13 protein-coding genes are annotated in these 12,658 nt (G+C 54.9%); all 13 read right to left on the reverse strand.

The features are described from left to right. Positions 1 to 4: 4 nt before the first annotated feature. The 13 genes from VIS94_08195 to VIS94_08255 all read right to left on the reverse strand — a co-directional run bounded on the left by VIS94_08195 (position 5) and on the right by VIS94_08255 (position 12,627). Positions 5 to 934 carry a hypothetical protein gene (locus VIS94_08195; GenBank protein ID HEY9161050.1) on the reverse strand — a complete coding sequence of 310 codons (930 nt, stop codon included), beginning with the start codon at positions 932 to 934 and terminating at the stop codon, positions 5 to 7. Beyond that, complete coding sequence (locus tag VIS94_08200; protein HEY9161051.1) at positions 931 to 2,331, reverse strand: CpaF/VirB11 family protein; 1,401 nt, start codon at positions 2,329 to 2,331, stop codon at positions 931 to 933. Before VIS94_08200 ends, VIS94_08195 begins: the two co-directional genes overlap by 4 nt. After that, positions 2,328 to 3,140, reverse strand: coding sequence for a ParA family protein (locus VIS94_08205; protein ID HEY9161052.1), 813 nt, complete (start codon positions 3,138 to 3,140; stop codon positions 2,328 to 2,330). The genes VIS94_08200 and VIS94_08205 overlap by 4 nt, the downstream gene beginning before the upstream one ends. Then, on the reverse strand, positions 3,140 to 4,036 hold the full coding sequence (cpaB, locus tag VIS94_08210) for a Flp pilus assembly protein CpaB (protein ID HEY9161053.1): 897 nt from the start codon (positions 4,034 to 4,036) through the stop codon (positions 3,140 to 3,142). The genes VIS94_08205 and cpaB overlap by 1 nt, the downstream gene beginning before the upstream one ends. Before the next feature lie 12 nt (positions 4,037 to 4,048). Then, positions 4,049 to 4,474: an A24 family peptidase gene (locus tag VIS94_08215; protein HEY9161054.1), complete on the reverse strand. Its 426-nt coding sequence runs from the start codon at positions 4,472 to 4,474 to the stop codon at positions 4,049 to 4,051. Next, a complete protein-coding gene (locus VIS94_08220) occupies positions 4,464 to 4,685 on the reverse strand; it encodes a DUF6133 family protein (protein HEY9161055.1) in 222 nt (73 codons plus the stop codon). The genes VIS94_08215 and VIS94_08220 overlap by 11 nt, the downstream gene beginning before the upstream one ends. A gap of 98 nt (positions 4,686 to 4,783) precedes the next feature. Then, complete coding sequence (locus VIS94_08225; protein HEY9161056.1) at positions 4,784 to 5,200, reverse strand: SpoVG family protein; 417 nt, start codon at positions 5,198 to 5,200, stop codon at positions 4,784 to 4,786. 55 nt (positions 5,201 to 5,255) lie between these two features. After that, a complete protein-coding gene (locus tag VIS94_08230) occupies positions 5,256 to 5,822 on the reverse strand; it encodes a YodL domain-containing protein (protein ID HEY9161057.1) in 567 nt (188 codons plus the stop codon). A 16-nt stretch (positions 5,823 to 5,838) separates the two neighbouring features. Then, entirely contained in the window at positions 5,839 to 6,567 is a 729-nt protein-coding gene (locus VIS94_08235) for a hypothetical protein (protein HEY9161058.1), read from the reverse strand. A 41-nt stretch (positions 6,568 to 6,608) separates the two neighbouring features. Then, positions 6,609 to 11,222: an S-layer homology domain-containing protein gene (locus VIS94_08240; protein HEY9161059.1), complete on the reverse strand. Its 4,614-nt coding sequence runs from the start codon at positions 11,220 to 11,222 to the stop codon at positions 6,609 to 6,611. Between the two features lie 88 nt (positions 11,223 to 11,310). Further along, the gene (locus tag VIS94_08245; GenBank protein ID HEY9161060.1) at positions 11,311 to 11,895 is read right to left on the reverse strand and encodes a hypothetical protein; all 585 of its coding nucleotides are present in this window, start codon (positions 11,893 to 11,895) and stop codon (positions 11,311 to 11,313) included. Further along, positions 11,888 to 12,181: an AbrB family transcriptional regulator gene (locus VIS94_08250; GenBank protein ID HEY9161061.1), complete on the reverse strand. Its 294-nt coding sequence runs from the start codon at positions 12,179 to 12,181 to the stop codon at positions 11,888 to 11,890. The genes VIS94_08245 and VIS94_08250 overlap by 8 nt, the downstream gene beginning before the upstream one ends. Next, a complete protein-coding gene (locus tag VIS94_08255; protein ID HEY9161062.1) occupies positions 12,178 to 12,627 on the reverse strand; it encodes a hypothetical protein in 450 nt (149 codons plus the stop codon). The genes VIS94_08250 and VIS94_08255 overlap by 4 nt, the downstream gene beginning before the upstream one ends. Between the last annotated feature and the right edge of the window lie 31 nt (positions 12,628 to 12,658).

Raw genomic sequence — 12,658 nt, forward strand, 5'->3', positions numbered from 1 at the left:
TGCGTCACCTCCTGTATTCAATGGGCTTGGTCAGTCGGATCACAAATGCCGTGGAAATAAAGATGGCAGCAGCACACACTGCCAGAATGATCTGTCCCACCACCGTATACATCAAGGTGTGGTACCAGTCCTTGTTGAGTAAATACATGATGGGTACATTCCCAACCACCAGCATCGCCATGATAATGAATTCCTTCCGGGGTTCGAATACCAGGTATTCCAGCTCCGCGTTAACAATGCGCATGTCGGACAGCTTGCTGACAATGGGGGTCAGGGTGGTTTTCAGGCTTCGGTCGTACTGGCAGGCGGCGATGGCGTCACACCACTCCCGGAAAACCTCGTTTTCAATTTTCGGCTTCATCGCATGGAGAGCATCGTCAATGTCCGGACTGATGAGCTTTACCTGCGCCAGAAATCCGGCAAAAACACTCCGGACCGGTGGGTTCAGGTAGGGGAGACTTTCCTCCACCGCCGTCACGATATCCTCGTTCCGCAGATATGCCGTGGTGATGATGGATAAAGCCGTTTCCAGCTCGGCGGCGATGTTCTTTTTGTAGTGGCTTGATGTCAATCGGACGTACCAGAACGGAAGAAACATCATACCGACTGCCAGCACCGGCACCAGAAAAACATTCCCCATGAGGATGGCAAGGCTGGCGCCGCCGGCAAAGCACAGCAGGGATGCCGCGCAGATAAGGGAAAAGCGGCTGCTCCGTCCGGTGATCTTGAGGATTTCCTGCACCTCCGTGATCTCTCGCCGGAAAAAGGACATTTTTTTGCGCCGGGCGGCCTCGTTGATCTCTGAACGGATGCTCTTGTTTTTCCGGGTCAGAAACCCGAAGAGGCCGTCGGTAAACGCAAGGGGTGAGATTCCGAGCAACAGAAAAGCGCCGGCAATCATACCGACGCAGGCAATTAAAAGGATTGCGGTCAAGCTACTGCACCTCCTGTCGAAAGAACGCGGTTTAAGGTGTCCTGAGGCATCCCGTTTTCCAGAAAGCGCTTCTGCAGGCTGGGTGAAATCCCCTGTACCGCCCGGTGGTTCCCGTTGATGATGAACTTCCCGTTTTCCACGCGGTTCTCGGTGATCTGGAACTGGAAGAGGCTGCGGTAATTCCTTGTACCGTCTGGAAGGATTTCACACTCCATAACCTCCATGAGACGACGCTGTTTGTTTTCGAGCTGCTTGGCGAATACCACAATGGGGAACGCCTCGGTAACCAGATCCATCAGTGTGTTATCCGCCATATCATACTTGCGCTTGCATAGGGTGACCATGCGACGCCAGGTGGCTTCACAACTGTTGGAGTGGATGGTGGTCAGCACCGTGTGACCGGTTCTGGCTGACTCCTGGGCGGCGTAGGCTTCCGGTCCGCGCATCTCACCCACACAAATGATCTCAGGATTAAAGCGCAGAGCCATGTCCAGTAGGATGTCCTGATCGATATTCTGTTTTTCATTTTCACTGAACCGGGTCAAAGTATGGATGACGCTGTTTGTGATCTTGCCGTCCATCTGCCGGATCAGCGCCAGCTCACGGGAGCCGTTCTCAATGGTAAATATTCTTTTGTTATCGGGGATGGTAGTCAGGAGCCATCCGGCCAGCGTGGTCTTGCCGGAGCTGGTTGCGCCAGCCACGCAGACGGATATCCCATAACGCAGGCATTCCGCCAAAAAGTCCAGCATGGGTTCTGTGGCGGTGCCGCCCCGGATAAAGTCAGCCTTTTGCATGGACTGCGGGTTTACGATACGGATACTGGCGGCAACGCCTACGTCCTCATCCACCAGTGGAGTTTTTAACGCCGCAATACGGATGTTCTTGCTTAGATGCCCCAGGATGGCGGGGCTTGCGTTGTCCAGTACCATACCGGACACATGGAGCATACGGCGAACCACATTGATTGCGTGAGCGGGGCTGTCAAACCGTTCGTCCAGCTTTCTGGTGTGACCATTGCTGTACTGCACCTCTACATCGTTCCAGGCGTTAACGTCAATTTCTTCAATACCCGTGCCGAAGATATACTTGGTTAAAAACGAGAATTCCGCCATCTCCGTGTATAAGGCATCCACCAGCTGCGTCTGCGTCATACCGGCCACAGTTAGGCGGTAATCCTGCACATACTTTGTGATATAGCGTTTGACCTGCGCCTTTACTTCCTCGGTTCCTCCGTCCGTGATCAGCGTCGCGTATTTGCTGGAGATATACTCCTGCACATCCTGCAGCACCGAGCGGAACTCCCGGACCGTTTCCCCGGAGGAGAAGAACAGGTTCTGATTGCCCGTCATGTTTGGAGCAGATAAGATATCCGGCTGTCCTGATTCTTTTTTCATGCGCCGTACACCTCCTTTGCGATTTTGGCGATCTCCGAGCGGAAGCCACGGCTGTCCTTGAGCGCCAGCTCCCCAAGCAGGTTTCCCGCCAGCGCCAGATTCTCCAGCTCATAGGAATACGGGATTTTAAACGCCATGTTGCCCAGCACCTGCTCGATGTGCTCCCCGGCCTGATTGGTTTTCACGTTGGATGCCGCCTTGTATTGCTTATCCGCGTCCCATTTCTGTTCCTGTAACAACGGGAGCTGGCTGGACAGATAACTGACCGATTTAAGGTCGCAGTTCACCAGCCGGAGGACGGAATCTGCCTCCAGAAGCGCAACCGCCGAGAGGACATCATAGGCAATGTAGCTGCCGCAGTCGATGATGACATACGGGGCAACATCCCGCAGGTGGTCAATGAGTTCAACCGCCAGTTCCGGAGTATAGGGCGGATATGTATACATATTCTCGCCCTTCATCATACCGATGATGGTCAGATAGCCCATCTTCTTGAGGGTGATGCAGTTCTGGCGGATGAGGGTATCGGTGATGTGGGTCGCCGCCAGAATACTGCCCAGGGATCGTTCGCATTCCAGGTCGGCAGGCGGACAAATACATGGCAGCATCGGAGCCGTCATATCGCAAAGAAGCAACGCAACGTTGCGCTTATGATCGGCCAGATACTTGGCAAGGCGCACACTGACGGTGGTCTTGCCGCTGCCGGGACTGCCCCACACGGCCAGAACCTGAACATCCGGTTCCAAATCCTCCTGGGGCGGCTTCAGCTGGTTTCGGGAGAAAAGACTCCCTTTCATGAAATTCATCATCAGCGTCCCCCGCTTTCCGTGCTTTGCGATTCTGCAGCGGTATTGGCTGCGGCGGCTTTGGCTGAGCTGCTGGTTGATGTGCCGCCCGCAGCGCTGCTTGTCGATGTGGCATTGCCTGTTGTGGAGGTACCGCTTTGGCTCTGCGAGGGTTTCGGATACAGTGCTTCCAGCAGTTTATCCTGAATGGCAAGGAATTTCTGGGCGCCATCCTTGGTGCCTCGGTATATCAGAGACAGGTGGAGCTTTCCCTCAGAGTCCAGCTCCGCCAGGATTTTCGCCTGCTCCGGCGATACAAGAAGGGTTACGGTGGCGGGAAGCTGCTTTTCATTATTCGAACTTGTGGATTTATCCGTTTGTGTATCGGCCTGATCGGTGTCATAGCCGGAACTGGCGGTCACTCCGACGACCTCCACATAGGTCAGCTCGGTGGGGATGACCGTGGAGCCCTGCTTTTTGTAGTCCGGGGCAATGACGCTGACAATATCTCCGGAGGCCAGCTTGCCGGATAAGCCCTCCGCGAAGCTCTTGATGGTGACGGAAATGGCCTGTTTGCTTCCGTTCAGATCATACAGGTAGGCGTTTTCCGAAGCCGGGCTGTCCGACAGTTTGGCGGCGAGGATGTAATCGCCGGGCGACAAATCTGCCTTGGTATACTTTCCGATCACCGAATCGGCTTTCGTCATGACGTTTTCGGGCAGGTTGTAGCCGCCTACCTCCACAGCCTGCACCATATCCTTGGAGATTTGTTCGCCGTTTTGGATGTCCTTGACCACCCGGACTACGGTGGTTTTCTGCGATACACTCTGGTTAAAGAGAGGCGTCAGCGCAAAGCAGATAATCAGGGAAAGCACGATGCAGATAGCCCCCAGCACCGTGCGGTTTTTCAAAAAGCTCATAGAATGTTCCTCCTAAAAAAAGAAATAGGCTGCCAGGCAGCCGAGAGAGAAAAAAGGCGCGAGGGGATATGATTTTCGTATATCCCCTCTGTGCGCCTTTTGGATCAGGGTATATATGGCATGAAATATCAGCATGGCGGTAAAACCAAGGATGATCCCCGCCATGCTTTTGTGAAGGCCCAGCACCAGCCCTACCGCGGCGGTGTACTTGATGTCCCCGCCGTCCAAACCGCCAAGCCAGAGGGCAATGCCGAAAAAAATGACGGCGGTTACGAGTCCCAGCAGCTTTTCCGGCGTAAAGGTCAGTAACCCGGTTAAGGCAATCCCAATACAAATACAATCCGGTATGAGCTGCTTTCTAGCGTCGCACACGGAAGCCGCGAACAGTAGAGCGGTAAAAAGTCCGCCCTGCAACAGCAGCGGCAGGTTACTTCCCATAATTGAACATGTCCGTGATCCGCTGCTTCAGGGTCGGAAGCACCGTTTCTCCGAACAGGGCATAGAGCCCGGCGAGGACAAGCGCGCCGATTACAACGGCCATTAGGATTTTTATGGCGGTATCCACAAATCCCTCCCCGCGCTGGGAGCAGAGCAGGGTCTTTGCCGTGAGATACTTCAAGGTCAGATGGTCACGGATATTGACCGCCATGTTGGACAGGTTTCTCTTGATCTTGTTCAGGAATTTCTTCATATTAATTTACCTCCGATATTTTTGTTGTAGTTGTTGTGTGACAAGGATGGCGGGACCTATAGTCCCGTCATCTGCATGCCGGAGCGCTGCTCCGGCGTTTGTTCAAAAGGGGATACTTCCGCCTTCTGCTGGTTCTGTCCCTGGCTCTGCGTCAGAGCCTGATGGTAAGCGTCAATGACGACGTTGTTCAGCTGCTCCCGGAATTCCTTGGTTACCGGGAAGCAGATGTCCTTGTATTCACCGCTTCCGGCCTTGTAGCTGGGCATGGCTACAAACAGCCCCTTAGTGCTGTCCATCACCTTCACGTTGCGGATGGCAAAGCAGTCATTCAGATTGACGGATGCGATAGCACGGATATTGCCCTCCGGCCGGATGGAGCTGATTTTCACATCTATCTTCATGGGCAGGGGCTGTTCCGCGGCGGTCTGTGCATCCTGCTGGGGAGCCTTGGGTGCTGCCTGGGTTTTACTCATGGTCGATTCCTCCTTTTCATTAATAAAGCAGCCTTCCGGCTGCGAGTGACTTGGGTTACATACTCATCTGCGGGCCTTGCTCCAGCTCTTGTCCCGATTCCTGAAACGGTATCTCCCGGAAGCCGAAGCGGTCGACATAGTGGAAGGAGTTGCCCGATTCATCATACAGCTCCACGACGTCCGACATAGAGAGGCTGTGCCCTTCGTAGCTGGGCGGGTGGTCCAGGTTGAATTTAGCATAGAGTTCCTCCAGATCGTTGGTTTCCACTTCGCCGTCGTATACCACTTGGTAATTGGAAGGGTCAGGCTCCCCGAAGCGCTCCGTGAGTTCGTCGTATCCGATGAATTTCATCATAATATCGGCATCCGGCTTCAGCTGATGCACCCTGCATTTCTTCAGCACCTGCAGGTTGCCCTCCGGGTCGAGCTTACCCGTCGCCAGACGGTCAAAGGTACCGGGCCTCCACTCAATGTTAAGCCCTTTGGTGTTTGAAAGATAAGATTTCAGCTCATCGTTTTCAAACATCGGGTCCACTATGGCCGTTGCCCGTTTGGTGTCAAGATAGCCCGCCGTATTGCCATAGTAGAGAATGCGGTTGTTTTTGATTTGGATTCCGTTCATATAGCACCTCCTTGCGTCACATTCCTCCCATTGTCTGCTCCATGCCGGACTCCTGGGATGCAGACTCCTGAGAAGTCCATCCGGTCATGGATTTGATGACCATGGCTTCCTCCTGCAGTTTAGAGACACCCAGCTTTTCGTTGTTGTAATCGGCCAGTTCCCGGTTCTTTTCCGGATTGCCGGTATCCCAATCCGATTTGTAGTAGCCGGTTTCGCCATGCTTGACGCAGATCAAGCTCCCATCACTGGACAGGGTGGAAAAGCACATTTCCGGCAAATCCTGTTCTGCATCCAGGAGCTTTTGAAGCTGGCTCATTTCCTGCTGACGCTTGTCGTAGATATATAGATAGGCATTGTAATCACCCTGGATCGGTGTACACCGTAGGCAGTAACGGTAATGCTCGCTTTCGGCAACAAACCCATAGCTTCCTCTGGAGCCGTCGCCCAGCTTGCCGTCACCATGGCCGCAGCAATATTCCGACATTGCGGAGAGATTTCTCAATGGTCCCATCTTGCGAAGCTCGTTCACGAAGGACTGAAGCTCCGACTTGAATTCCGGTGTATTTAACGTGTCCTCATTGTGCGGCCACCAGGTTGACCAGAACTCCCTGCCTCCATGCCCAAAGTCGACGCGCAGGTGGCCGACCGTTCCGAGCTCATGATCCTTCCCATCCTGAGAATAAAACAGCCCCGCTTCCTCAGTCGAAGCGGGGCGCAGACAAAGCCTTTGGTTTTCAGCGCTCATTGGCGATTCCTCCTTTTCTGATTTCCGTCTGCTCTGCCGGGTTACTGGAAGTAGAACGTGACGGAATAAGTGATGTTACTCTTATTGTACATGCAGTCATGATTGGTGTAATAGTAAAACTCCAGTTGGCTGTAAATCCCGGCCGCCAGATTACGGCTGAAGGTGATGCCGTTGGTCGTGGTCCCATAATCCAGCTGGTCCCACTGTCCAGTCAGTATGTTATACCCGCGGACGCGACCGTAGTCGTTACCGGAATGCCCAGACACAGGCGGCACTGTAAAGGTATAGCTGGTGATAGTCGCGCCTGCGATACCCTGCTCCAAGATAACCGATTCCGGGCCGGTCAGCGTCATGCCGCCGCCCTTGTTAGGGTCGGCGACAAAGAACACGATAGCCGCCCAGGGTGATTCCGCTCCCGTGGAGTCTACAGCTTTCACACGAACTACATTCTTACCCAACGGGTAGCTGGTACTGGTTTGGGCCGGCCTGCCCTCCCACACATAGGTGATGGCATCGCCGTCCGGGTCGGTGCTGCTTGCCGTGATAGTGATCGCTACACCGGGAGCTATACTGTTGCCATCCGGCGTGCGGGTTATAACGGGTGTGGTCGGCGCCGAGTTGGTCACCGTGAAGGTTATGCCTGTCCAATCGGAATACAGCCCCCAGGCATCCTTTGCCCGGACATAGACTGTATGGCTGCCCACGGCATAGTAGCTGTCGGAGGTGTTGCCGGAGTATTCCAGAGACACGGAATCCCCGTCCGGGTCGGAAGCGTAGGCATAGAGGTTGACCAGGAGATTACCATCCTTGGCTGTTCTGGTTACCGAGGCGCTACCTGAAGGCTTGTTTGGTGCACTGTTGGTGATGGTGATGCCCTGTGAGTAGCTGAAGGTTCTGCCTGCGCTGTCGGTGGTGTTGGCCGTCAGGACATAGCTTCCTGTGGCGCTGATGGCAATGGTGCCGCCGCTGTTCGACAGACTTCCTGTGTAGCTGGCTGCGCTGCCGTCCGTTGTCAGCGACCAGTTGAGGGTTCTGCCCTCCAGCCCGGAGGTTGATGGTAACGATACGCTGAATCCGGAACCGATATGTGCAGAAGAAGGAACCGTAAACGCAAAGCTGGCGATGGGCTTGATTGTTCCGGCATTGGAGGTAAAGGTGAATTTTCGCCCGTTGGTGTCGGTGACTACTGCCTGCAGCTTCACGGAAATGGTTTTATCCGTATAGAACCGCAGGGTGCCGCCGCTCATTCCAAGGGTTCCGGTGGCATAATCCGTGTAGGGCTTAAAAGCGCCCCCATCGACGGAAAGGTACCAGCCTGCCGTGGCTCCGCTCAGCTCGGTGCCGGAGGCGGTGACTGCCATAGACTCGCCGCTGTAGGTCAGCGTTGGGATGCTGATGCTCATGGTTGGGATGGGGGATATTGTGAAGCTCCGGCTTCTTGTAAACGTGCGGCCGGTGGGGTCCGTCATGGTCAGGACGAGTTCATACTGGCCCTTCGAGGGGAAGGTGATCGTGCCGCCATTCTTGGTCAGGGTGCCGGAAACATAAGTAGAATACGGTTTGGCATCACCAGTGCCCTGAATGATCGTCCAGTCCGCGGTGAGATTATCCAGATCGGTACCGCTGACGCTGACCGTCCCGGCTTCCCCGGTGTACCAGGGCTGCGGGATGCTGATGCTCATGGTCGGAATGGGATAGACCGTGAAGCTCCGGCTTTCCGTAAAGGTACGGCCGTTGGTGTCCTTCATGGCCAAGATCAGTTCATACTGCCCCTTCGTGGGGAAAGTGATTGTACCGCCGTCCTTGGTAAGCGTGCCTGTAGCGTAAGTGGAATATGGCTTTGCAGTGCCATTCCCTTGCTTGATGGTCCAATCTGCGGTGAGGTTATCCAGGTCTGTACCGCTGACGCTGACCGTTCCGGCTTCTCCGGCATGCCAGGTCTGAGGGAGACCGACTGACATAAACGGGATGGGAAAGGCAATAAAGCTCTGACTTCTTACGAAGGTACGGCCGGTGGGGTCTGTCATCGTAAGAATCAGCGTGTACTGTCCTTTAATTGGGAACGTGATCGCCCCGCCTGTTTTGGTCAGGGTGCCGGAGGCATAAATGTAATAAGGCTGTGCGCCGCCGTCGCCCTGAATGATCGTCCAGTCTGCGGTGAGGTTATCCAGATCGGTACCGCTGACACTGACCGTTCCGGTTTCACTGGCGTACCAGATCTGCGGAACATCTAGCAGGATGGACGGGATGGGATAAACCGTGGTGGAGGCGCTGTAAGAGAACACACGGCCCAGAGCATCCGTCATGGAGGCGGTCAGGGTGTATTCTCCAACCTCCTTGAACTGGATTTTGCCGCCGTAAGCATTCAGGCTGCCCTCCAGTGCGTCGGAGAGCTCTGTCGGCTTGCCGTCCTTGGTTAGCGTCCATTCCACCGGCAGCACATTATTGTTGCCGCGGGTTCGAAGGTCGACGGTGCGGTCGGTATGCGTTGATGCCGGCAGTTCAAAGGAAATGTTCAGCACCGGCAGGACTTCGATCTTGCCGCCGTCCTCGTAGAGGAACACGCGCCCGGTTTCGTCGGTGATCCTTGCGATGAGCTCATAGGTACCGGCGTGCTTGAAGCGGATGATTCCGCCATTGTTGTCCAGCGATCCGTCGATGTAGGTCGCAAGATCTTGGAATCCGAAGCCGTTCTCCAACAGCCATTCCACTTTTAAGTTCCCTAATTCCAAGGTTTCTGGAATCACAGAAACAGCAGTATCGGTGTGGGCGGTTTGCGGCAGCTTGAAGGTGATGCTGGGTACCGGATAGACCTTGATGGGTGCGGTATAGCTGTAGGTTCTGCCTGCAGGGTCGGCAAAGGCGGCTTTCAGCACATATTCGCCCTTTTCCTTGAAGCGGATGGTGCTGTTCGTGTCCGTGAGCGTTCCTTCGATGCAGTCGGCAACAGGCACGGCTTTGCCGTCTTTTATCAGTGACCACTGGATTTCTGCAGTTCCAAGATTCTGGAATGTTGCCTTTACAAGAACACTGGTGTCGGTATGTGTGATCTCCGGCAGATAGAAACCAACGGAGCCCACAGGGTAGACCGTGACGGTCTGTGAGGCTTCGAAGGTACGGCCGGTTTCATCGGTGAGGGTTCCGGTCAGTATGTACACGCCCTTGTCCTTGAACCGGATGTTTCCTCCCGCATCGGTCAGGGCGCCCTCCAGCTCGTCGGATAGCACAGCGGCTTCACCGTTCTTGGTCAGGCTCCACACTACGGACAGGCCGCCGTTTTCAGTCAGCGTGGTGGCTACCTCCACGGTCTTGTCCGTATGGGAAGCAGCGGGCAGCGTGAAAGCAATACCGACTATCGGGTAAACCTTGGTGCTCTCGGTATGCGTAAAAATGCGCCCGGTTTCATCGGTGATGGTGGCGGTCAGCGTATAGCCGCCCTTGGTCTTGAACACAAAGGTGCCGCCGTCATTCCCCAGCGTACCATCCAGTATGTCGGCCATCTGAGCAGGCGCTCCATCCTTTTCCGCTGTCCACACGATGTCGTGGCCGTAGAGTTTTTCTGGTGAGAAGGTGAGCGTAGTTGATTTATCGGTGTGGGTAGTTTCCGGCAGGTCAAAGGTCAAGTCAATCACAGGATAGACTGTCACTGTCTTGCTCAACACGGTTTCTTTTCCTCTGACGTTTTTCGCTGTCGCCGTGAGAGTGTACTTGCCTTCCTCCTTAAACTGGATTGTGCCGCCCTCCAGTCCCAGGGTGCCGGTGACGGCGTCGGCCAGCGCCACCGGCTGTTCGGAGCCGTCCACCGCCGTTTTCGTCATTGTCCAAGTGAAACTCTGCATGTATTTCCATACGGGCATCACCTTGATTTCGGTGTCGGTGTGCGCCGTTTCGGGCAGGTCAAACCGCACCTGCGCATCCGGGACATAATAAGAACCGCCGCCTGAACCACCACCCGGCGTGGGTGTCGGTGTCGGGGTCGGGGTCGGAGACGGGGTTGGTGTCGGCTGTTCCTTATCAGGGTCGGTAGGCGTCGGTGTCGGCGTCGGCGTAGTGGTATCGGTTGCCGGGGTTGTCGGGGACGGTGTTGGAGTAGCCGGCTTCGGGTTCGTCTTATCGATCAGATCATCGGCTTCCCCTTTGGTCACCGGGTCGTTCGGATGGAGCTTGTTGTCATCCGTGTCCCCGATGATGCCATCCTCCTTTCCGACGATGACATAGCCCTTGTCATCGTCCGCGATATCCGACTGGTCATCGTAGCCGCTGTGTCCCTGGGTGTTTTTCGCTTCCTCGTCCTGGCCCTTGGCACGCACCATCATTTTAATGATCTCGGCGCGGGTGATGGGCTCGTCGGGCTTGAAGCCGTCCGGGTAATCGGCAGGGTCAATGATGCCGGCGTCAACGAGGGCCTCGATGTACTTCTCCGCCCAATGTCCGTCGATGTCGGAAAAGCTGGGCGTGTCTTTTCCCGATCCGGCGGTGTCCAGCTTCAGCTCCTTTGCCAGCTCCGCGGCAAATTCCCCGCGGGTGATGATGTCATTCTGACCTATGAACAGTTCAGGATGCAGGCGATAGGCAATATATAAGCCGCTGGTCACCAGCAGCACTGCCAGAAGAAATACCGCGAGGATACATTTCCTTTTGTCTTTCAGGTTCATAAACTTTTCATTCCTCTCTTCGTTTTAAATTTGACTGTGAAAAAGCCGGAACCATATTCTCGATTCCGGCTTTAAGTCCTTAATATTTTCATAGCTTCAGCTGCATGCCTCCCGGCTCCTGCCCATCGCGGTGTGCATCCAGTATCTCCTGCGTTGGGTAGATGACCTTTCCCTCCACCATTTCAAAAACGCAGAAGTCATCCCGGTCACAGATCATGATCCTGTGCTGGTAGTCCTTCTGCATTTTGATGTAATCCTGTACCTCCTTGGGGCTGCACAGCCATACACCGGAGGTGTAGCGGCCGTCCGGCAGGTAGCAGTAGCCGCTGAACTGCGGCTCGTTTCCCTTTAAATCCAACGCGCCGATGGGTCGGATTTGAGAGAGCTGGAGGCGGGCCGTCTCGGAGAGGGCTTCCGGTTTTGCGATGCCGAAGACGTCGCTCCGATTCCAGCGGACATGTTCGCCATCCGCAAGAGAGACAGTGAAAATGGAACGGCCAATAGGATAGGGATTGCTGCCGTTGCCTCCGGTGCAGAAATAGAGCTGCCGTTCCGCGCTTCGGTATTCCTCCGGCAGTGCGGAAGAATGAAGAACGATCACTTTTCCCGTGATGGACATGTCATAACCGACCTGCTGGCAATCCTCCTGTGCTAATAGGGTTTTATCACTCATGGCGTTGCCCCTTCCTCTGCTCAACGAGTTCCAGGAGCTTTGCGGCAATGGAAATCTGCTTTTCCTCCGGCATCTCCCGGATAGCAGCATGGACATAAGCTTCCACGGCCTCCGGCGACAGATCGCCCACCTCAATGAGATCAACCTTCTTCACGCTGATGGTTCCCTGGCTAATGCTGAGCTTCACGATATCGCCGTAGTCCATGCCGGAGGCGGTACGGAGTTCTTTTGGAATAAGGACGCGGCCCTTGCCGTCCACGATTTTATAAATTGGTTTCTTTTTCATACGAAGTAGCCCTCCTTTTTCATGACGTCGCGCACAGTTTCAGGGTGGATGCCGAAGGATTGAAACAGGGTTTTGAGACCGTCCGGCAGACGGTTCAGGATATCCGACTCCTTGATGATGATAGCGCCGGGAACGCAGGTGACGTCCAGATCGCTGTCGATGGGAATGCCAGCGGCGTTTAAAAGCTCATGAGGAAGCGCGAAGTCATCCTCCGCTTCACCGTCCTCCGGTTCCTCATCCTCGTCACAGTCCGGAGCGAATGCAAAGGTTACCGGGGTATCTGGCGAGACGACCATCACCGGGCAGGGAAGCAGTCCTTCCTCTGAAATCGCCAGGGTCACGGTCATCTCTGAGTCTGGCTGGATAGCCGCCGCGTTGATGAATTCCATGGGCAACGGCAGGCGGCCTTCCTTGTCTACGCAAATACGTTTTTCAATCAGTTTCATAATGGTTTTCCTCCTAAATTTGATTTTTGAA

Source organism: Desulfomonilia bacterium (assembly GCA_036567785.1).
Classification (GTDB): Bacteria; Desulfobacterota; Desulfomonilia; order UBA1062; family UBA1062; genus DATCTV01.

Excerpts from the sequence above, each read along its gene's own strand:
- VIS94_08225 (HEY9161056.1), bottom strand. The coding sequence starts at position 5,200 with ATGAGTAAAACCCAGGCAGCACCCAAGGCTCCCCAGCAGGATGCACAG.
- VIS94_08200 (HEY9161051.1), bottom strand. The coding sequence starts at position 2,331 with ATGAAAAAAGAATCAGGACAGCCGGATATCTTATCTGCTCCAAACATG.
- VIS94_08230 (HEY9161057.1), bottom strand. The coding sequence starts at position 5,822 with ATGAACGGAATCCAAATCAAAAACAACCGCATTCTCTACTATGGCAAT.
- cpaB (HEY9161053.1), bottom strand. The coding sequence starts at position 4,036 with ATGAGCTTTTTGAAAAACCGCACGGTGCTGGGGGCTATCTGCATCGTG.
- VIS94_08235 (HEY9161058.1), bottom strand. The coding sequence starts at position 6,567 with ATGAGCGCTGAAAACCAAAGGCTTTGTCTGCGCCCCGCTTCGACTGAG.
- VIS94_08215 (HEY9161054.1), bottom strand. The coding sequence starts at position 4,474 with ATGGGAAGTAACCTGCCGCTGCTGTTGCAGGGCGGACTTTTTACCGCT.
- VIS94_08220 (HEY9161055.1), bottom strand. The coding sequence starts at position 4,685 with ATGGCGGTCAATATCCGTGACCATCTGACCTTGAAGTATCTCACGGCA.
- VIS94_08205 (HEY9161052.1), bottom strand. The coding sequence starts at position 3,140 with ATGATGAATTTCATGAAAGGGAGTCTTTTCTCCCGAAACCAGCTGAAG.
- VIS94_08250 (HEY9161061.1), bottom strand. The coding sequence starts at position 12,181 with ATGAAAAAGAAACCAATTTATAAAATCGTGGACGGCAAGGGCCGCGTC.
- VIS94_08245 (HEY9161060.1), bottom strand. The coding sequence starts at position 11,895 with ATGAGTGATAAAACCCTATTAGCACAGGAGGATTGCCAGCAGGTCGGT.
- VIS94_08255 (HEY9161062.1), bottom strand. The coding sequence starts at position 12,627 with ATGAAACTGATTGAAAAACGTATTTGCGTAGACAAGGAAGGCCGCCTG.
- VIS94_08240 (HEY9161059.1), bottom strand. The coding sequence starts at position 11,222 with ATGAACCTGAAAGACAAAAGGAAATGTATCCTCGCGGTATTTCTTCTG.